Raw genomic sequence first — 18,047 nt, 5'->3', positions numbered from 1 at the left:
CCTCCAGAGCGGATATCTCGGCCTCGTAGGCCGCCGTTACCTGGTCGCGCTCATTACCAATCAGGGCTTGGCGCCGTAACAGGTAGTCTGCCTCTGAAATAAGCCCAGACTTTTGCGCCGCGTCCAACTGCTTCTGGTAGTTTTTGTAGTCGGTAGCGATGGCCGCGAGGTTGTTCTTCGCGTCATTGAAGCCGGTCAGATCCACGCTGCCGGCAGCAACCGCGGGGTCTTTGTTCTTGTCCTTAATGTTTTGGATCGTCTTAGCCACATAATCTGGCTGGACGAGCGGACTGTCCGGGTTTGCTTTGCGGAGATTTTCGACGGACCGCTGGTAATCTTTGATCAGCTTGTTGCGTTTCTCTGCATTGGTCAGGTTTGAATCGCTGATTGCCTTGAGCTTCTGCTCGGCATCAATCCCTTCTTGCTGAACACGCACCTGATCCTCTTGGGCTTTGGTTCGCTGACCGCCAACAAAGACCATAAGCTGAAGCTGATACAGTTCCTTCTCAGAAGCCGCGAGTTTCTTTTTGGCGTCCGTGTCATCCGGGTCAGCTTTGAGCACGCTTCGAGCGTAAGCCGCACTTTGGGTAAGTTCAGCGATCCTTTTGGCCGGCCCTTCATCGCGACCAATATTTTTTATCGCGTCGAGGGACTTCTTGGCCTCATCCGTGATGCCTTTCCACGCCCTTTCGATAGTGCCGAGATTCTGAGTGATCTCACCAGCCCTGCCCTTTACGGTGTCGGCGTAAGTGTCGGTCAAGAGCTTCGCTGCACCAATGGTGTCGCCCTGCTCCTTAAGCGCAACAATCTGTGAGTAAACCGAGGCGGTCAGGAAGTGATACTGATCATTCAGAGACTTCGCAGCAGCAACTGGGTCCTCAGCAATCTTTACGAACTCCGCTACCGTCGCATCGACAGACTTCCCCGTCGCTTTCTCCATCGCCAAGGCGGCTTCTGAAATTTCAACGAAGCTCGCACCCGCAATCTTTCCATTGCCTGCCAGCGTCGACAGCACCTCTGCGGCCTGGCCAGTAGTACCGACCGTTGCGCTGATCTGACGCGCCATATCGCTCAGTTGGCCCGCACTCACACCGGCGTAATTGCCTGCGAGGATCAGCGCCTTGTTGTAGTTATCTTGCTCCTCACTGCCTTGATGGTAGGCGTATGCAAGACCGCCTACGGCGGCGGTAGCCAGAGCCAGCGGTGTCAGGATGGCAAGCAAGCCAACAGCCCCTGCACCCGCGCCAGCGCCCAACTGAGCCACGGCGCGAACACCACTACCCCAGTCGCCCGAAGACAATGCATTGCCCAACTGAACAACGTTTTCCTGAGCTTGCCGAGTGCCCAGGCGCAGCTTGTCGAAACCGGTATTGGTTTTTTCGAGCTTTGCGTAATCCTTATCGATATTACTCAGGGCTTTGTTGTAATCCTCCTGGCTCAAGCGCCCAGCATCCAGATGTTTGCCCAGTTGCTCTACCTGGGTATCCAGCTTGGCCAGGGCCGCGCGAGCCGGGTCGATTGCACCCAACAGACTGTTGAGGGCCTTTTGCTCATCCATGGCCGACTTGGCCAAGGCCACCTGCTGCTTGTCGAGCTGAGCCGAGATCTTCGCTGCCTCGGCCTCGCCATAGGCGCCGGTCTTGGTCAGCTTGGCGAGAGCGTCGCGCTGCTTTGCCAGGTCCTGGGTGGTTTTGGCGCTGGTAGACAGCGACTTTTCCAGCGCCTGCATTTCGTTCATCAGCGAAACGGCAGACTGCTCGGCCCGGCCTCCGGCCTTGGCCATATCATCCAGGCTCGTTTTAGCCTGGATTGCATCGGCCGAGTCGATCTTGACGCCGAGTTCTGCAATGTTCATCGACTCACCTTGAATAAGTGCCCGTGGTTACGGGCTGTTTTCCCTTTCCTCCGCCATGACGCGCAGGGCCTCGCCTTCCAGCACCTGCAGGTCCGGGAATATTTCAGCGAGTTTCTTTTTCTTGATGCCGAGGAACCCGGCTACGTCGCGGATGCAGGTGTAGTCGAGACCGATCGCGCCGCCGGCGCCCACTCGCCACTGAGTCGACATCCGGTTGAACAGGAAGAACGCCGGCCAGTTGCAGGGCCATACCTCGGTCACCTCTTCAAGGTCACCCGGGGAAAGCCCAAACAGCCCCATCAGCTCAGCAGGTGCCGCCGGCGCGTAGAGTGCGCGGGCGGCGTCTGTCAGTTTCCCAGGCGGGCCTGGCTGAATGCGTTCTGGTAGGCGTTCACAACTGCCTCAGCAGCGCCCTGACAGGACTTCACTAATGCCAGGATGCTCTTATCGTCGAACTTGTCATCGAAGCCCCAGCCGACCACCAGGTCCTTGATCTGCTGCGCTTGCTGCTCAGTGTCAGCGGCTACGATTTCGGAAAGCGTAGGCTTATCGCCGAGGGCGGCCTGTGCCTCGTCACGCTTCAGGGTCCATTCATCGAACAAGGCGGCAAGCCCTGGACGATCCCGATACTTGAAGGTGAACTCGATCTTCTCGGGCTCGCCCCCAACGATAGGGATCGACACGAAGGCCTTGAACGTCGGGTTCTGGGCGATTCTGATCTTTGCCATGGGTTATGCCACCGCAGTCAGGTAACGGGTCGGTTCGCCCTGCAGCGCCAGGTTCACGGTCCGGGTCAGCAAGTTGCTGCGAGACACAGTCGGCTGGTTGGAGAACGATGTGAAGGCGCCGTAGAACAGCGTGTCGTTACCTGGCAGGTTCAGGCGCGCGGCCTGAATAGTCTGGCTGGCATCCGCTGCACGCAGGATGGCGTTGAACGCCTGGCCAGGGTCATCTGCAATGGTCAGCGCCAAGCTCGCGGCAGCCTTGTCGGTTGGCATCTGGCGGCCCTGCTTGTCTTCCAGGAACACCACGTCCAGATAGTTCTGGGTGCCGCCGGCGAAAGCCACGTCAGTGATTTGCGGAATCTGCACCCAGGTCAGCACCTTCTTCAGCGAGCCGATGCCGGAGCCGGCCGGGTAGACCTGCACGTCGGTAGTGTCGACCCCTTCGAGGGTGATGGCGGTGGCAGTGGCGGCCTTCACACGCACCACCCGATTGCCCAGGCGAGTCCAGCCGGATGTGACGATCACGATGTCGCCAGCCGAGAGCGTGCCGCCAGTTACAGTGGCCACGGCTTCAGCCGCGTTGCTCAGCGCCGAAAACGGGATGTCCGGGCCATAGGTCGCACCGTGCTGGAAGGTGCCGCCGTCCGGAATTTTGTAGCCCATGGGTATTTCCTCTTTGCTGATATGAAAAAACCCGCTCAATGGCGGGTTCGTGGGTTTGCCCAATGGGCGGGATCAGTTCGTGTCGGCTCGGTACAAGAACGAGACCGGGACGGTGTAGGTGGAGTCGCCGGTGATACCGGGGCCCTGGTCGACTGGCGACATGGTCACCACGGTGACAGCGCTCTTCGTGTCCCTGGCGTATAGCGGGAACAGATCGGTCAGTCCAGCCGCTATAGGGTTCGTCTTGGCCTTGCCGGTGCCCGCCGGCGCGATGATGCTGACCTGGAAAACACCGGTGAACAGCCGGTGGTCACCGCCGAGCGTGTTGCTTGCGGTGTCACCCGGGATAGTGAAGGCTCGCAGGTAGGTCTCGCCCGCCGCCGGCGTGTAGGCCGTATTCTCGAAAACGATCTTAAGCTTCTCCGACCTGGCAGCGTTCCAGGCGATGAGCTTTGCCTCGTAGATCGAGGCGATGATTGCGTGACTCATACCTGGTTGTTCCTGATGGCCTCCAGCACGATCTGCTGGAAGCGAGCCACGGTTACCCGGACCATGCCGCCGGGGGCCTGGGTTGAGTGGCCGAACTCCAGCGGGATCGCGTAGGGCAAGTTATTGATGATGTAGGCCATCTGGCCGGCGGTGAAATCGCTCATCGCGGCCACCAGTGCGGCAGTGGTTTCGGCGCCGCTCGGGTCTATCTCGTCAAAGGTGACGTTCTCGACCACGCCGAGCGATACGTGCCAGTTCGCACGGAACCGGCCGCCGACGTAGCCCTCGGGCGCTTTTACGTCCATGCCGTCGTTGAGCTTACGGCCCTTCTTCAGCCGCCCGCCCTTCGTGAGGTTCGCCGGATCACTGCGCAGCGCGCTGTTGTGATCGTCGACGGCCTTGTTGTACTCGGTCGCTACAGCGTTCTGCGCCCAGATCTCCGGGTTACCCACAGGAGACATGCGAATCATGCTGCTGCCGACCTCGATGATGATCTCGCGCACACTGGCGTCGATGGCTTCACCGGTCTGGGCGGCGAACTCTGCCAGGCTCAGGGCGAAGCTTCCGGATTGAGTCGCCATGTCACTTCCTCAGCTGCGCCGTCCACGTTGCATCAGCCGGATCGGCGGATACGTTCATAACCCTCAGCCCATTGACGATATCGCCAATGGCCGGGGCAGCCGGTACCACCGTCGGAACACCGGCCTCCGACACGAAAAGCTCGTTTTGCAGCACCAGCAGCTTTTTGTCGGTCGTCTGGATGAGGGAGCCGTCTATCTCCTTGGACAGGTAGCTGCCCAGGGCACCCCGCCCCACGTACGTAAGCGTGGTCTCGGGCGTTTCACCGCCCAAGTCAGGGTCATACTCGCCCGCAACTTTGCGCACGCCTGTCACCGGCTTTACCGCGTCAGCCAGCCCATCAGGATCATCGAACGACTCGGCCAATTCAGCCTGGATCTCTTCGCGCATGCCCATGATCAGATCCTTTTCAGCATCATCACGCCGGAGCGCTTAATCCAAGGCGCCAGCAGCGCCAGGGCGAAGTTGACGCCCGCCGACTGATCGGTAGAGCCTGCCACGTAGGTTTTGCTCACCGATGTGCCGGACTGAGCCGAGACCGTCTTGCTCTGCACTTCTTTCTGCGTGGACGTGTATAGCTTGCCCGCCGCCGCCTCTTTGGCGACCTGGGCGCCGGCTGTTTTGATCTCGGTCGGGACCGGATCGGGAACAACCCGCTTAATCTTGGCCGTGAGCCAGGCGTTGGCCATGGCCACAGCAAGGACCGGATCACCGGTGCCCGCCCAGTCAGGACCGAGCTGGGCGTCAACATCGGCAACGGTGATGAAGTCGGTCATGTGCTTGTCCTTATTCCGCTGGCACCAGGGCCTGCAGGTCTTCTTTCTTGGCGGTCGGTTCGAAGGCGATGCCCTTCTCTGTCAGCCATTCTTTCAGCTCGGGGACCTTCATTTTCAGAGGGTCGGTTTCAGGGGCTTCCTGCTCCTTGCCGTCGGAAACCTTGATTCCCGCCGCTTGGTAGGCATCGAAGATATCCGGGGCATCGCCCTCGACGACGACCTCGGTGGCGGAGCCGATGACACCGAAGAATTCGCTCAGCAGGCGGTAGCACACGCCGCGCTCTTTGCCAGGCTTGTCCGTGTAGATCACTTTCATAAGTCACCTCAAAAGCATCCCGGCGCCATACGGGCGCCAGGCTGTGTGGGCCGAATTACGGCGTGGTGGTACCGCTGATCACAGCGGCGAACGGAACCTGCTTGCGGCTGAAGACGCGCTGCCAGTTCGCAGCAGCTGCGTACTGAGTCGCGGTGGGGCTGAGGTTCTGAGCCTCGGAACCCTTCCAGCTGAAGCCAGCAGGCTGGAGGATGTAAGTCTTCCGCTCCCACAACACTTCGGCACCACCACCGTTACCGCCACCAGGCTTACGCTCCAGCTCTACCGGCACCTTCGGCGTGCCCTCGCCGTAGCCGAAAGCTCCCTGGCCGAAGAACACGGACAGATACTTGCCCGCGCCGTAGACCAGAGCATCGTCCATGAACACTGGCTTGCCGAGGTAGGTGGCCAGGATGATCTTGCCGTCGGAGTCGCGCAGGTACTCAATGAGGTCCTGCTTGACCATCTGGTTCATCACCACCGAGTGCACGCCGATCGCGCCGAACTGGTCAGCGGCATCGCCGGCGGTGAACGCAGCATCCTGGAAGGCGTTGGCACTGATGGTCGCGCCCGCGTCGATGACCATGTCACCGCCGTTGTTAGCGATGTTCGAGGCGATGATGCCGCGAGCCGCGCCCAGGGTGTAACGCTGCCACTGGCGAGTCCAGTAGGTGCCGAAGCGGTTACGAATCTGCTGCTGAGGCTCGGTGTTAGCGAGTTCGGCAGTCAGGTCCGTTACGCCGTAGCCTTTGTTCAGGTACAGAACCCGGGCACGCATGCTGTCCTGGGTGACCTTGCCGACTTCGCCCTGATCGTTCGGGTCATCGTTGCTGATATTCGGGGCTTCATCAGCGTTGAGGTCCTGCCAGTAGCTGATCTCCGCAGTGCCCTGGCTGCCGGAGGCGATCGCGTCGAGCACAGGAGAGCGAGTCACGATGCCCGACTCATATACAGCTGTCTTTTCCGGGCTGTTAACCGGTGCCAGGGAGGCGTAGTAGTCGCCGACGAAGATGTCGGTCAGTTGGGTAGTTGCCATGGATTAGGTTCCTTTGGTGGCCTGGATTTTCTTGAAGAGCTCGGGGTTGTCACGGGCGATCGCAGCGCGTTCGGTTTCCGTGTACTCACCCCACTTTTTCGTGGCCTTGCCACCTTGATCGCCGGTCTGCCCGGCACCCTGAGCCCTTGGCCACAGGTGTGTTGCTGTTTCACGCAGGGATTCCGCCCATTCGAGCGGCGACAGCGGGGTTTTCCCGTCCTTCCCGTAAACGACCTCGCCGTCACGGTCAGTAGCGATCGCCTCGCCGTCCTCACTGAGTTTGAAAGTGCCCCGGGCGCGCAGGATGATGTCCTCGGCGGCCTCTGGGAGCGCGCCGGCCTTGATGGCAGCGGCGCGGATGGAATCGGCCAGCACCTTGTCGCTGTACTTGGCAGCGAATTGCTCGGCCTTGTCGGCACGGGCTTTCTCGGCGGCCAGCTTGGTGTCGTAGTCGGTGCGAAGGCGCTCGGTGCGGCGGGTGATGACCTCGTCCAGCTTGCCCTCGGCAATCAGCTTGGTCTCTTCATCCTGTCCAACCTTGGTCAGCAACCCCTTCACGGCTGCGATGTCCAGGCCTTCGAACTGAGTTTTGAAGCCGTCCAGCTCGGTTTTGGTGGTCCGGAGCGAGCCAAGCAGCTCGGTGTTTTTGTTCTTGAGGCCCAGGGTTGCAGCCTCAACAGCTGCAGCAATGGCGGTCTGAACTGCCGGGTCTTCAAGATCAATCTGATTTTCGTCTGCCACTTGGTGCACCCCTTGGGTTTGGTCGGCCCGCTTTGCAGGCATAAAAAAACCCCGGCATGGCCGAGGCTTGGAATTTGCTAATGTTCTATCCCGATGGATAAACACTCACTAATCAAGGATCAAAAATGAGCGAAGGAAAATTCACTCTATCCCAGGAAGACTTCGCCAGATGCTTCATTAATGGCTGGATTGTCGACGGTCGTGACGGGGGCCTTATCGTCGGAAGACGGCATCTGGAGGGGCACATCCTTATGTTCCAGCCAGCAGGGGAGCTTGGTGAGTTCGAGCAGTTCGGCTTCGTTGAGGGCGGCGAGTACTTGATGAGCAAAGACGCTACTGAACTCCATTTCGACCGACTGCTAGAAATCAACTCCGATAAAGCGCCCTGTGATACGGAAATTGTGTACTCCGCCGATAGTCAAATCATCAACACCAGGGCTGAACCACACGATAAGTTTCTCATCGTACATAGTCAGTTCATCATCAACAGAGAGGCGACGAAGCGTCACTTCAAGGAGTTGCAGGAACTAAATCAACCGAATCGATACTATCGTGGGCGGGTCCTCACCGACGAAACGATTGAGCTCATTACAACTCCCGGCTTCGTACAATACTGAGTCCGCGCATCACCAGGTAGTCAGCGAACTGCGTCCTGCTCGGCGCGTATGGCGGCGGCCGCATTCGAAATCCTGGCGTATCGCGGTTGAGCCGCGTGCGGCGGCCGTTGGGCTCAGTGCAATGCGTTGGCTCCTCGATCTGGAAGCCCTGCTCGACAGCGTATAGCTCGGCGGCCAGCCGTACCTGACCCCACTCAAGCTCAAAGGGCACGAACGTCTCGGACAGCGTCTGGTATTCGATCTTGCAGTCACGCCGGGGCCAGGCCATTGCCTGTTCAGGCTTGGCCTTGCGCCCTTTCCACTGGCGACCGTTGATGTCGGCCGCAGCGCGCAGCAGCAGTTTGACCTGGTCAGCCTCAGCTTCAGGTATCCGGAACCCGTAGTAGTCGCGGTAGAAAGTCAGCTTCTCCAGCGGCACGAAGCTATTCGCGCCTGGTGCGCCCTGCCCGTCCTCAACGATGATCTGCATGTGCTATCTCAACCTGGTTGAGCGCCGAGTGTAACGCCTGCTCGGGTGAACATGTCAGGCTCTGCTTCCTTCAACTGCGCCAGCGTCAGCGGCTTGAACGACTTGTCGAGCTGCAGCTTGGCGAACTTCTCCGGCGTCAGGCCGCCATCGCGGAACAACTTACCCCGGACCGGCCCGAGGGCATGATCCTGGAAGCTCGCCGGTTGCGTTGCCAGCCACTGGTAATAATTCAGGCCTGCGTCGACCTGGGCCCCGCCGTTATCTCCCACCGAGGCGCGCGTGGCGTCCTTGGCGAACATCTCCGAAAGCCTGGTGGTCGGCACCGTGGTTGACCGGCAGTTGATGTGCGCCGGCGGCAGCGGACCTTTACCCAGGTCGAAGCGCATCCCGTCCAGGCCCTTGCACTGCTGCGAGGTCTTGCGATCGAGCGTCGATACCCAGCGATAGCCCAGCACCACGTCGCTGTTGGCCTTAAGCGTCTCCATCCGCGCCGTGGTGGCCACATGCTGGATTGCGGTCTGCACCACGGCGGCAGCGTTGCGGTTGCTCACCGCCAGGACGCCATCCGTGAAGTTCTGCGCCGCGGTGCCGCGAATCGCCTGGATGATCTGAGCGTTGGTCTGGCCCTGGCCGAAGCCGAGCCGGATGGTGTTCGTGACGCGCATCGTCTCCGTGCGCGTCCAGCCGTTGACGAAGCTCTTCAGCAGTTTTCCGCCGTCGATACCCTTCACCTGCAGCGGATAGGAGAACACCGCCGCGCGGATCACCGTATTGGTCGGCACCACAGCGTCGATGGAGAGCGCATTGCTCAGGCTTTTGGCCTCAAAGCTCGACTCATACAGCGCGATGTCGACCAGATCGGCCTGAACCAGGTCACCGTAGGCCTTGTAAATCTCCAGCAGCTTGCCGTCCACCCGGGCCAGGAACTGCTCAAGGCGGTCCCGGCTGTAGGTGGTCAGCTCCTTGCGGGTGAGCTGCTCCCGCACCAGCTTGTCGATCTGGCGCAGGTACTTCTCGAACTTCTTGACCTCGCCCGCCTTAAGTCGCTCCAGCATTACCGAGTGGCGGGTCGTCTGTTCCAGCAGTTGGCTGTCGGCCTGCACCAGGTTTGTCGATGGCATCGTCTTTGTCCAAGTTGATGCCGGCCGACTCGCGCTCGTCGCTGATCAGGTCGGCTTCGTCTTCGTATGGGCGGTCCGGCAGCTTGCCGGTGGTGAGGTACTGCCAGTAGGTGTCGGCGCTGATCGTGCCGGCCATCACGCCCTTGAGCAGTTCGGCGAGAACCTGGGCATCAACCACAGGGGTGACGAACTCAGGGTTCACCTTGAACTTGACCTGCTTGGGGTCGTAGCCCTTCCACTCAGCGGCGTATCGCAAGCCCTGCTCCACCGCCTCTGCCACAGTGATGACGATGCTGTGCAACGTGGCGTGCTGGTCGTTCTGGCGCGTCTTCCGGGCCTCGCCCGACTCAGTGCCAGCCACGTCCATGACCTTGGCGCCTGCCTCAAGCGCGGCGTTCTTCTGGTCATCCATGGCTTTGCGGTTGGCTTCAATGCCGGTGCCCTTGAATTCAAGGTATTCAGCCTTTCCGTTCGGCCCAAGATCCCATGCAGCGGATGGGCCGGTTACGCTCAACTCCACCGCCTCATCCAAGCCCGACACCCACGGCTGCGGATGACTGGTCTGATGCAGAGAACTGAAATAGTCAGCGCTGATCTGATAGGACTTCAACGCGGCCCGCGCCATGGTGAGCAGTGGCACCTCGTCTACGTCCGGTGAGTTGTCGGTCGAGCCGCAGTAGATGACGGGCAAATAGGCCAGGCCTTTGACGAGACGGTTGTCGGCACCGGTGGTGCCCAGCGGGCGTTCGTCTTCGATCAGCTCGCCAGCCTCGTTGCGCACGGCCGTGTAGCAGACCTCGCCCAGCATGAAGAACTCACGGAACACCGTGTCGCAGTCATGGCTGTATCGATCGCCGCCCTTCTTGCGGAACTCGCGGAACACAGAAAGCACCAGGTCCTGCCGGCCGCCTTGATCATCGGTGTCCCAGTTGATGGCGTTGCGTGTGGCGTACGTCGAGAAGTACGGCTCGCCGCGGTCATCGATGTTCACCACTAGCGGCACCCGGCCGTGGGAAATGGCCTGGCGCACCATGCGAAAGAACAACTGCTTCAGGCCGAAGCCGTCGGCTGTCGCGTTATCCTCCAGCCCTTTCAGGCCGGTGGGCAGCTCGATCTCCGGAATCAGCCGCGAGACAAGCCCCATCATCGACCGAAGCGAATCACGCACCCAGTGTTCGTACTGAGCCCGGTTCGTGTAGTTCTCGTAGAGGTACTTGTTGCCCGCGCCATCCAGCTTTTCAGCCTCAACCATACCGCTCGACTTGGGCAGATTGCGCTCGTTACGCTTTACGGCGCACTCACCCTCGAGCGCGTCGTCCATCATCTCCCACTCGGCGATATGCGCGTCGTAGTCGGGGTTTGTCGATTGCACTGGCATCAGGCCAAGCCTCCAATTCGGCGTGTTCCGCCTGTGCGTTTGATGCACGGCCACTCAACGTCGATGCAATAGCCGATCGCCGTGGTGATGTGCTGGTAGTCGTTTTTCTGGTCTTCCTGGAAGGTCGACCCCATCTGAAGCTGGACCGTACTCAACCCCTTGTGGCACCAGGGAGCGGTGGCCGGGTTAATGAATAGGCTGGTTTCGCCTGAGGCGGTCAGAATCTTCGCCCGGACGGCGTTCTGCCGGTCCTTGATGGACGGGTGCGCCGGCTTGACCTTGCGCGTGTACGTCCAGCCATTGGCCTTCAGCACGCCCTCGATGTCGGTGTAGTCGGATGCGTGTCCGTGCTTCTCGCCTGCCTTGCCCGCGGGGTCGCCGTAGATCAGGACGTGCTTGTTTTTGTGATCCTTGAACTTGTCCACGAACTCCGCAGCCGACTGCTTCGAAACGGCGCTGATCAGCACGATCTCATCCAGCAGATAAAGGTCTTTGCCATCGTTGCGCCGGACACCGATCGCAGATGACAGAGGCGTAAAGTTCTGGTCGTGCATCCACATCAGTTGCTCATGCGGCTCAATGGCCGCGTTCGTGGTGTTCGCCTTGCTGTAGTCCTCGTAAATCCGGCCAGACGCCGTTTCGAACGATGCTTCAAATTCCTGCTTGAACTGCTTGGCCGACATGGCCCGCTTCATTGCGTCCATTACGTCAGCAGGAAGAATCTCGGCGGACTTCCAATGGAACACCCGGAAGTTGGGGTCATTGCCCGACTCCGCCTGCATGCACAGGTCGTAGTAGTGGTTCAAGCCGTCAGGTACGCCGAGCAACCAGCACCAGGCCCGGTAATCCGGCATGGTTGGGTTGACGGTGTTCAGCGCCGGGAGAATGTTTGCCTCCCAGGCGTCCGGCTTAATGTCGGCGAATTCGTCAATTCCCCCGCCAGTCCACGGGATACCCTCAATCCGCTGCGGCTTGTCCAGGCCGATGACGTGAATCTCGCTACCGTTGTCCAAGTAGATGATCAGGTCGGACTCGGACGGCCGGCGACTGTGCATGCAGCAGAGCGTGAAAGCCTTGAGGTCATCCCAGAAGATTTTCTTCGCCTGGGCATGCGTTGGCGCTGCCGCGAAATACATGCCGGTGTACGCCGATGCCTGCTTCACCACGAAGCGCTTGAAACGCTCAGTCTTGCCGCTACGACGACCAGCAGGCACCAACGGGAAGCGAATGCCTTCAGACACAGCGGCCACCAAGGCGAGCTGCACCGGGTGATCCTTGAGCGGGTACCAACGAGACAACTGACGATCCAGCATCAGGTTGCCAGTGTTAGCGATCATGACGGCAGCCTCGCGATCAAATCGGCCAGCAGCTGGGCATTGGAGTTGCCACCACCCTTCTCTATCAGCTTGAGCTCGGCCTTACGCTTCTCGATCTCAAGCCGTTTGATTTCTTCATCCAGCGACTTGTCAGGCTCAACGCGTCGATTAACGTAGACGTCTCCCGTCTCCTTAGCGGCCTGCTCCAACAGCTGAGCCGTTAACGCCATATTCTTTGAGTTCTCAGCCTTCTCCGCCATACGCCCAAGCGTTCGCAGCCGATGGGCTCGATTGGCTATAGGAATCTCGGCAGTTTCTTCACGGAACCGCTTGCGAGTGTCTTCGAATAGGGTGCGCCACTTGGCTGCCAGATTGGCTCCGGCGCGCTTTGTTGGGTCGTGCTGCTCAACCTGCTGACGGGTCACATCGATGTTGAATTCATGCTTAACGTTTTGTGAGACGAGCGTGGGAGTGTCGAAACACGCCAAAGCCTGAACGATGAAGGCTTTCACATCGTTTTTCAGGGCTGCCATAGATTGGGTTCCGTCTCATGCCTGTCTCACATTCAGGCCAGCTTGAGCAGACAGGTTCCGCAAGCCCTCGATATATTCAGTTTCCCCACCTCAGCAGGACTGTTTGCAGCATCCACCAGCACCTGAACGTCAGGGCTCGCACCATAGCGGCGGACCACACCAACGAACTCCTCGACATCGTGACCACGCATCTCCAGCTTCGGCGCCCCTTCCTTGTTGAAGGCCGGTTGACCGTAGTTATCGTTGGCGTGGGCGATGTGATAAAGCTCATGCTCTACCAGGGCGCAGAAGTCGGTGTCGCTGCACTCGGCGCAGTAGTCAGCAGCCAGCGTGATGATGAAGGCCGGCACATCACCGAACCAATCACGCATCTGTTGCTCCATCCGGGCTTTCTGCCAACCGCCGGCGCGGAACGCTACCTGTTCGGCCTGACCCAGGACTGTCCGACCCTGCTTGGCGAAGCTCGACGACGCCCACATGATCCGGATGTCTGCATCTAGGAGGTGGGCATGGTCTTCGTTGTGAATGCTGCCGGTGTCGGCAAGGATCTCGGTCTGGAGCCATTCCCACACTTCGGGAGCAGGAATCAGGCGGATACCGAAGTCAGAGAGGTCGGAGAGCTCAAGCAGTGATGCTGGAGGTGCTGGCCTGATCATTTCTATCTTCCAAATACTTGAAAGCTGCACGTAACTTGAAGGCACTGCCCAATGTGGTATTCATGATGTCCAAATTATGGAAAGAGCAATTGTATGGAACTCAAGACCGCGCAAATCGACTTTCGGCCTTACCAGAAACCTCTCCAGGTGCGGACCATTACAGCGGCGTTCGCATTTAGCGAACATTGCGGGGCGCTGGATCTAAGCACTGATACCTATCGCGCAAGCAATCAGGGTTTCAGTTGGCTTGGCGTGCAAACCGAGCCATTCGACGGATGGCTCGATACGTCATCCATTGATTTTTGCTTTCCCGATGAAAAATACGGCGATTACACCGTATATCTAGGCGACGACATTACTCAGAACGGCGAATGGCTATGGTTCCCAGTAACTCGAACTCCTGGAATAAGTTCAGACCAAGGCTGAGCCTGACTCCACTCAGGTCACCATCTGGTGTGTCTGTGCATGTGCGTGGCCTTGGAGCAGGCTGACGATCAGACCTTGGGGGAGTCCGGCAGTCTTGGCGGCGTCCACGGCATCAGCAATGGCCTTGTCGAGAGCGCTTACCGCAAGGTTGATGTCCGGACTCATCGGGAGCGCATGGCGCAGGCGGGTTACGCTACTCATTGAATACCGGCCCCTCACCCATACGGAATGTTTTGTTGGCGCCGATGTAGCCGCCGCAATAGATCACCTTGATCTCACCCCACACTGGGTGGAAGTCTACATGCTCGCCGTCGGAGGACTTGAGCGGAGCATCTAGGACAACGGCGATGCCGGCCTTGGTGTCGCAGTACCTGACGCCGTCAACGCGCTGGCCGTCGATGATCACTTCCCGCCGGCCACGGCCATCATCCCAGTAGTGGACGTGCTCGCCTGATTGGTCGCTCATGCCCTACTCCTTTCTCGCGCCACGATTTGGCGCATTCGAAAACGTGGCGCGAATTACTTGCCTCGGCGCTCGACACCGCCAGGTGCCTTGTCACAGCTCATGCAGTGCTCGCAGTTCAGCGTCCTGCACAGCCAGGCCTTCACCCGCTGCCAGTACGTGACCATGAAGATGTGGCGGGCACCAGCCAGGGCCAGGGACACATGCAACGTCAAGCCGGCACTGGTCGGGCCGAAGAAGATGTTTTGGCTTCGCGCCATAACGACGAAGCCGCTAATGGCGATGGCCGAGTAGATCAGCTTCCCGAGTATGCCGTCCCTCACCTTCCCGCTCAGTACGCACCATGCTGCCCACAACGCGATAAGGCCGCAGGCGATGGAGTTGATCAGTTCAAGATTCATGGTGGATTGCCTCCCCCGAACCGCTGGCGAATAAGCGCCCAGAGGTCAGCGGATTTGATGGCTCGATTGATGGCCGCCAGGAGCGAGCCGCCGAATGCCCCCAACAGGAAGCCGATACCGGCGACGATCTTCGGCTCGGTGACGCCGAGGTAGGTGCTGACCATGCTCGTCAGATAGATCGAGCAGGCCATGCCGGTGATCAGGAAGATCATCCAGGCACGCCAGTCGTTCAAGTCGTCCTTGTGCCACCAGCTGGCGATCACAGCCCCAACGAGGCCCGCGATCAGTAATTCAAACCTGTCGATCTTGTCGAGCAGGCGCTGTAGGTACTCCATGCGCTCGACTCCGTGGGGCATGTTTGAAATAGGTCAGCCGCCGGCGGCACTCCCTGCTCAGTGCGAAGGGTGTGGCGGGGCCGAAAACGAAAAGGGCCCGATCAATGTCAAGGCCCTGAATAGACTCTAAAAAAATAAAACAAAAGTGTTGTATTAAAACAAATATGTTGTAGAGTGGACTCATCCCAACAACGAGGCGAGGTGATGAAGTTCAGCGAGTTCAGGCGATGGTTGAAGGCCCAAGGGGTGACCTTCGAAGCAGGCAAAGGAAGCCACTTCAAAGTCATCGCCCCAAACGGCAACAGGAGCACCTTCGCGGATCACGGTAGTAAGGAAATGCCAGAACCGACCCGCAAGGCGATCATTAAGCAACTGGGGCTCTGAGAGCCCCTTCACCACATCTGAACACTGAGCATCACCTCCGAGGAGTGACCATGTACGACTATGCAATCCGCTTCGAACAAGACGACAACCCAGGGCTTGCCGTGTTCTGCCGTGATCTGCCGCAATTTCACAGCTACGGCGATGACGAAGAGCACGCATTGCGCGAAGCGGTGGATGGTATCGAGACTACCTTGTCCATCTACGTTGATGAGCGCAAAGCCATTCCAGAAGCTACACCGCCGCAGGGAGACGAGCGCGTTGTTCACTTGCCAGCCGTGACTGTGGCCAAAATCGCTCTATGGAACGCGATGATGGAACGCGATATGCGGAAAGCTGACTTGCGCCGATTGCTGGGCGTTGCTCAGGTACAAGGCGATCGCCTGGTTGATTTCCTTCACACATCGAAAATGGAACAGCTTGAGAATGCCCTTGCTGTTCTCGGCAAAAGACTTTCAATTTCGGTAGAGGCTGCGTGATCTATGGACGGACTGCAAAAACTTCAAATAATCGTGGGCGCAGCTACCGTTATTGGGGTAGTGATCGCTCTCGCCAACTCGCCTGATCATGGAAGGCGTCGCCTATTAGGGTGGGCAAAGGTGGCAATGGTACTTGCCTTGTTGGTATTCAACTTGTGGAGCATTTCAGATTTTCTGTCAGCAACCACCGCTCCTTCACGATGGGAAATTTTCGGTCTTTCCATATCTATCATTGGCGTGATGATCATGGGCAGCTTGCTGATATGGGAATATGTCGAGTACAAGTTCTCGAAAAAAGTTAGCAACCAGCCATCTTGAGGTTGAACTTAGCCAATAAAAAACCCGGCGCTTAGCCGGGTTCAGGGTTTCGTGTGCGTTTCGCGTTACTTGTGCACTATGGGAAAAGTACGCGCAAAACCCCGTCATGTCAATATAATTATGCCGCTTTTTGATCTTTTTCCGAGTGGATCACCTGCCATATAGGTTGTTGAGCCTGAATATCCACTTCCTTTATCACTTCTTTCAGGGATTCCCACAGGTCGAGCCAGTCGCGCGTCCAGTTCTTCGGGTCGATAGTGACACCGAAGAATGTCAGCATCTCAGCGGCAACACGGGCCGGCCCCCACTCTGCCGATCCGGCGACCTCCCCCTTGTACGATTGCAGGGCCAGGGTAACCAGGTACTGCGCCTTCACGCGCTTGGCCGATGTCAGGTCAGGCAGCGCAGCTTTGGCGGTGATCAGCAGCACCGCGTTCAACAGATGCTTCATGTTCATAGCCGGGTGGTACAGGTAGTGCCCGAACTGCTGCACCTGGAACGGCAAGGTGTCGATGGCGCGCAGTACCTTGCCGATGGTTGCCAGATGCGCGGCGCGGGCGGTGGAGCGGCCGGCGGGCGTACCGCGCGTCTCGCTAATGCTGATCTTCTGGCGCACAACCTGAATGCGCTCTTCCTTGTCGTCCCCCAGCGCAGCGAACACGGCCTCGGCGCGGCGCATGCGCTGCCCCTTCTTGATCGGTGCCGACTGCGCCTTGTCGATGGCTACAGCGCTGATCGACGCGTTCGATTCGTGCTGTGCTTCGGTCCATACCTGTCTTGCGTTGATCAGCTTCATGCGGCTTCCTTTTTTTTCAATTCTCTGGTCATTGCGCGGTATTTGGCGGTGATGGCTTTCAGTTGCTCTACGGTTTCTTTGCGTGGTGTGTGGTCGGCTTCCAGCGCCTCGACAGCCTCAAGGCCGATGCGGCCGATCAGCCCTTCCCGGAACGCCTGCGAAACCGTTTGGCCCTTTCGGGCGTACTTGGACGACCCGGCATTACAGCTCTTGCACTGCAACCAGATGTTGTTCGGCACCAGCCGCAGCTCGGGACGGGCACCCTTACCGAGGAAATGACCTGCGTCGAATGCCCCGCCAGTCTTCCAGCCCTGCGCTGCGCGGATCTCTTCCTGGCTCAGGCCGCAGCTCATACAGCCGCTGCCGATGCTCAGCTCGTAGGTGCGCCGGTAGTCCCGCACAGCCTTCTCGGAATCCTTCATGTGGTCGGAACGGGTCTTCAGCGCCTCCTTGCGCACTTTGATCTCCCGGCGACCGGCCAGAGCCAGCGACTTTTTCTCTTTGGCCTTCTGCACCTCTACGGTGACCAGCGCACACTTAGGGCTGCACACCGCCTGCCCCATCCGCGAAGGGACGAATGAGGCCCTGCACGTAGCAACGCGGCATTTCTTCGGCTTGGCTGGCTTGCGTTCGATGGTCATGCGGCCTCCTTGAAGGCTTCAAATTCTGCCATTTCGGTCAGGCGTTCTTCGGTGAGCGTCGGCCAGTCATGCAGCACCAGATACGCGCAGCACTGGCGCCAGAAGTCTTGGAATGTCTCCTCCCCCATCGAGTCATAGGAAAGGCTGCGCGGCGTCTTGCGGGTGAGTTGGCCCAGCCCTGGAATGTCGAACGCTTCCTCGTCGCAGTACACGCCCGACTCCAGTTGCAGGGCCTTGATCGCATCATGCGATTGCTTCCCGGAAAACCGATCGATGTTCTGGCTCAGCACCCGGCCCAGGCCGTGGACCAATCCATTGAACCGAGGGTTGCGAGGCTGCTTGAGGTCGGCGCGGATCTTCGCGTTCATCTTGAATTCACGCTCGCGGAGGATCGACCGGTCAGCGTCGGAGGACGGCACGAACGCGGCCACCTCCTTGCCGGTGGCTGGATCGACCAGGCGGCGCAGGACCAGGTACACGGGCATAGGGCGGGGCTTGGCTGGCTTAGTCATGGCCGAACTCCCGTCGTCTTGCTTACCT

At 59.2% G+C, this 18,047-nt stretch carries 29 protein-coding genes; 5 read left to right on the top strand and 24 right to left on the bottom strand.

All coding sequences use genetic code 11. The features are described 5' to 3' along the window. The 11 genes from FEM54_RS06115 to FEM54_RS06065 all read right to left on the bottom strand — a co-directional run. A partial coding sequence (locus tag FEM54_RS06115; RefSeq protein WP_205894392.1) for a phage tail length tape measure family protein occupies positions 1-1,855 on the bottom strand: 1,855 nt, incomplete at its 3' end. Positions 1,856-1,882: 27 nt separating this feature from the next. Continuing rightward, positions 1,883-2,155, bottom strand: a complete 273-nt coding sequence (locus FEM54_RS06110; RefSeq protein WP_138449998.1) for a DUF1799 domain-containing protein — start codon at positions 2,153-2,155, stop codon at positions 1,883-1,885. A gap of 47 nt (positions 2,156-2,202) precedes the next feature. Next, positions 2,203-2,583, bottom strand: coding sequence for a phage tail assembly chaperone (locus tag FEM54_RS06105; RefSeq protein ID WP_053256732.1), 381 nt, complete (start codon positions 2,581-2,583; stop codon positions 2,203-2,205). Positions 2,584-2,586: 3 nt separating this feature from the next. Further along, positions 2,587-3,243, bottom strand: coding sequence for a phage tail protein (locus FEM54_RS06100; RefSeq protein ID WP_138449996.1), 657 nt, complete (start codon positions 3,241-3,243; stop codon positions 2,587-2,589). Between the two features lie 72 nt (positions 3,244-3,315). Next, positions 3,316-3,732: a phage tail terminator-like protein gene (locus FEM54_RS06095; RefSeq protein ID WP_138449994.1), complete on the bottom strand. Its 417-nt coding sequence runs from the start codon at positions 3,730-3,732 to the stop codon at positions 3,316-3,318. After that, positions 3,729-4,313: a hypothetical protein gene (locus FEM54_RS06090; protein ID WP_138449992.1), complete on the bottom strand. Its 585-nt coding sequence runs from the start codon at positions 4,311-4,313 to the stop codon at positions 3,729-3,731. The genes FEM54_RS06095 and FEM54_RS06090 overlap by 4 nt, the downstream gene beginning before the upstream one ends. 1 nt (position 4,314) lies before the next feature. Then, entirely contained in the window at positions 4,315-4,707 is a 393-nt protein-coding gene (locus FEM54_RS06085; RefSeq protein WP_138449990.1) for a hypothetical protein, read from the bottom strand. Between the two features lie 2 nt (positions 4,708-4,709). Further along, positions 4,710-5,087, bottom strand: a complete 378-nt coding sequence (locus FEM54_RS06080) for a hypothetical protein (RefSeq protein ID WP_138449988.1) — start codon at positions 5,085-5,087, stop codon at positions 4,710-4,712. Positions 5,088-5,097: 10 nt separating this feature from the next. Further along, positions 5,098-5,403, bottom strand: a complete 306-nt coding sequence (locus FEM54_RS06075) for a HeH/LEM domain-containing protein (protein ID WP_138449986.1) — start codon at positions 5,401-5,403, stop codon at positions 5,098-5,100. Between the two features lie 55 nt (positions 5,404-5,458). Then, positions 5,459-6,436, bottom strand: a complete 978-nt coding sequence (locus FEM54_RS06070; protein ID WP_003218352.1) for a major capsid protein — start codon at positions 6,434-6,436, stop codon at positions 5,459-5,461. A gap of 3 nt (positions 6,437-6,439) precedes the next feature. Beyond that, positions 6,440-7,177, bottom strand: coding sequence for a hypothetical protein (locus FEM54_RS06065; RefSeq protein ID WP_138449984.1), 738 nt, complete (start codon positions 7,175-7,177; stop codon positions 6,440-6,442). 125 nt (positions 7,178-7,302) lie between these two features. On the opposite strand from FEM54_RS06065, the gene FEM54_RS06060 reads away from it, so the two are divergent. Beyond that, on the top strand, positions 7,303-7,794 hold the full coding sequence (locus FEM54_RS06060) for a hypothetical protein (protein ID WP_138449982.1): 492 nt from the start codon (positions 7,303-7,305) through the stop codon (positions 7,792-7,794). Here FEM54_RS06060 and FEM54_RS06055 read toward each other — a convergent pair. Genes FEM54_RS06055 through FEM54_RS06030 form a run of 6 tightly spaced genes read right to left on the bottom strand, consistent with a single transcriptional unit; the run spans position 7,766 to position 13,267 of the window. Then, positions 7,766-8,263, bottom strand: a complete 498-nt coding sequence (locus tag FEM54_RS06055; protein WP_138449980.1) for a DnaT-like ssDNA-binding protein — start codon at positions 8,261-8,263, stop codon at positions 7,766-7,768. The genes FEM54_RS06060 and FEM54_RS06055 overlap by 29 nt on opposite strands. Before the next feature lie 8 nt (positions 8,264-8,271). Then, complete coding sequence (locus tag FEM54_RS06050) at positions 8,272-9,384, bottom strand: minor capsid protein (RefSeq protein WP_420875314.1); 1,113 nt, start codon at positions 9,382-9,384, stop codon at positions 8,272-8,274. Continuing rightward, positions 9,302-10,762 carry a DUF4055 domain-containing protein gene (locus FEM54_RS06045; RefSeq protein WP_138449979.1) on the bottom strand — a complete coding sequence of 487 codons (1,461 nt, stop codon included), beginning with the start codon at positions 10,760-10,762 and terminating at the stop codon, positions 9,302-9,304. Before FEM54_RS06045 ends, FEM54_RS06050 begins: the two co-directional genes overlap by 83 nt. Continuing rightward, positions 10,762-12,099: a terminase large subunit gene (locus FEM54_RS06040; RefSeq protein ID WP_138449977.1), complete on the bottom strand. Its 1,338-nt coding sequence runs from the start codon at positions 12,097-12,099 to the stop codon at positions 10,762-10,764. The genes FEM54_RS06045 and FEM54_RS06040 overlap by 1 nt, the downstream gene beginning before the upstream one ends. Further along, positions 12,096-12,611 (bottom strand): DUF2280 domain-containing protein, encoded by a 516-nt coding sequence (locus FEM54_RS06035; protein WP_238349099.1) that lies wholly within the window; start codon positions 12,609-12,611, stop codon positions 12,096-12,098. Before FEM54_RS06035 ends, FEM54_RS06040 begins: the two co-directional genes overlap by 4 nt. A 32-nt stretch (positions 12,612-12,643) precedes the next feature. Further along, positions 12,644-13,267 carry a putative metallopeptidase gene (locus FEM54_RS06030; RefSeq protein ID WP_138449975.1) on the bottom strand — a complete coding sequence of 208 codons (624 nt, stop codon included), beginning with the start codon at positions 13,265-13,267 and terminating at the stop codon, positions 12,644-12,646. 93 nt (positions 13,268-13,360) lie between these two features. On the opposite strand from FEM54_RS06030, the gene FEM54_RS06025 reads away from it, so the two are divergent. Further along, positions 13,361-13,693, top strand: a complete 333-nt coding sequence (locus FEM54_RS06025) for a hypothetical protein (RefSeq protein WP_138449973.1) — start codon at positions 13,361-13,363, stop codon at positions 13,691-13,693. A 12-nt stretch (positions 13,694-13,705) separates the two neighbouring features. Here FEM54_RS06025 and FEM54_RS06020 read toward each other — a convergent pair whose 3' ends face one another. From FEM54_RS06020 to FEM54_RS06005, 4 genes are read right to left on the bottom strand one after another with little or no spacing between them, the layout of a single operon-like run. Beyond that, the gene (locus FEM54_RS06020) at positions 13,706-13,894 is read right to left on the bottom strand and encodes a hypothetical protein (protein WP_138449971.1); all 189 of its coding nucleotides are present in this window, start codon (positions 13,892-13,894) and stop codon (positions 13,706-13,708) included. Beyond that, complete coding sequence (locus FEM54_RS06015) at positions 13,887-14,159, bottom strand: hypothetical protein (protein WP_138449969.1); 273 nt, start codon at positions 14,157-14,159, stop codon at positions 13,887-13,889. Before FEM54_RS06015 ends, FEM54_RS06020 begins: the two co-directional genes overlap by 8 nt. A gap of 53 nt (positions 14,160-14,212) precedes the next feature. Beyond that, positions 14,213-14,557, bottom strand: a complete 345-nt coding sequence (locus tag FEM54_RS06010) for a hypothetical protein (protein WP_138449967.1) — start codon at positions 14,555-14,557, stop codon at positions 14,213-14,215. Continuing rightward, the gene (locus FEM54_RS06005; protein WP_003218335.1) at positions 14,554-14,892 is read right to left on the bottom strand and encodes a hypothetical protein; all 339 of its coding nucleotides are present in this window, start codon (positions 14,890-14,892) and stop codon (positions 14,554-14,556) included. The genes FEM54_RS06010 and FEM54_RS06005 overlap by 4 nt, the downstream gene beginning before the upstream one ends. 204 nt (positions 14,893-15,096) lie before the next feature. Here FEM54_RS06005 and FEM54_RS06000 point away from each other — a divergent pair, with 204 nt between their 5' ends. Genes FEM54_RS06000 through FEM54_RS05990 form a run of 3 tightly spaced genes read left to right on the top strand, consistent with a single transcriptional unit; the run spans position 15,097 to position 16,070 of the window. Next, positions 15,097-15,276 (top strand): type II toxin-antitoxin system HicA family toxin, encoded by a 180-nt coding sequence (locus FEM54_RS06000; RefSeq protein WP_003229979.1) that lies wholly within the window; start codon positions 15,097-15,099, stop codon positions 15,274-15,276. Between the two features lie 50 nt (positions 15,277-15,326). Then, a complete protein-coding gene (locus FEM54_RS05995) occupies positions 15,327-15,752 on the top strand; it encodes a type II toxin-antitoxin system HicB family antitoxin (protein ID WP_138449965.1) in 426 nt (141 codons plus the stop codon). Between the two features lie 3 nt (positions 15,753-15,755). Further along, a complete protein-coding gene (locus FEM54_RS05990) occupies positions 15,756-16,070 on the top strand; it encodes a hypothetical protein (RefSeq protein WP_138449963.1) in 315 nt (104 codons plus the stop codon). A gap of 118 nt (positions 16,071-16,188) precedes the next feature. On the opposite strand, the gene FEM54_RS05985 is transcribed toward FEM54_RS05990, so the two are convergent. The 3 genes from FEM54_RS05985 to FEM54_RS05975 are packed head-to-tail and all read right to left on the bottom strand — an operon-like array spanning position 16,189 to position 18,019. Then, positions 16,189-16,866: a hypothetical protein gene (locus FEM54_RS05985; protein WP_138449961.1), complete on the bottom strand. Its 678-nt coding sequence runs from the start codon at positions 16,864-16,866 to the stop codon at positions 16,189-16,191. Beyond that, positions 16,863-17,507, bottom strand: a complete 645-nt coding sequence (locus tag FEM54_RS05980) for a recombination protein NinG (RefSeq protein WP_138449959.1) — start codon at positions 17,505-17,507, stop codon at positions 16,863-16,865. Before FEM54_RS05980 ends, FEM54_RS05985 begins: the two co-directional genes overlap by 4 nt. Next, positions 17,504-18,019: a hypothetical protein gene (locus FEM54_RS05975; RefSeq protein WP_093199252.1), complete on the bottom strand. Its 516-nt coding sequence runs from the start codon at positions 18,017-18,019 to the stop codon at positions 17,504-17,506. The genes FEM54_RS05980 and FEM54_RS05975 overlap by 4 nt, the downstream gene beginning before the upstream one ends. Positions 18,020-18,047 lie beyond the last annotated feature (28 nt).

This window comes from Pseudomonas edaphica (genome assembly GCF_005863185.1).
GTDB classification, from domain to species: Bacteria; Pseudomonadota; Gammaproteobacteria; order Pseudomonadales; family Pseudomonadaceae; genus Aquipseudomonas; species Aquipseudomonas edaphica.
The sequence above is the reverse complement of the archived record's forward strand: the minus strand, read 5'-3'. Positions and strand labels throughout refer to the sequence as shown.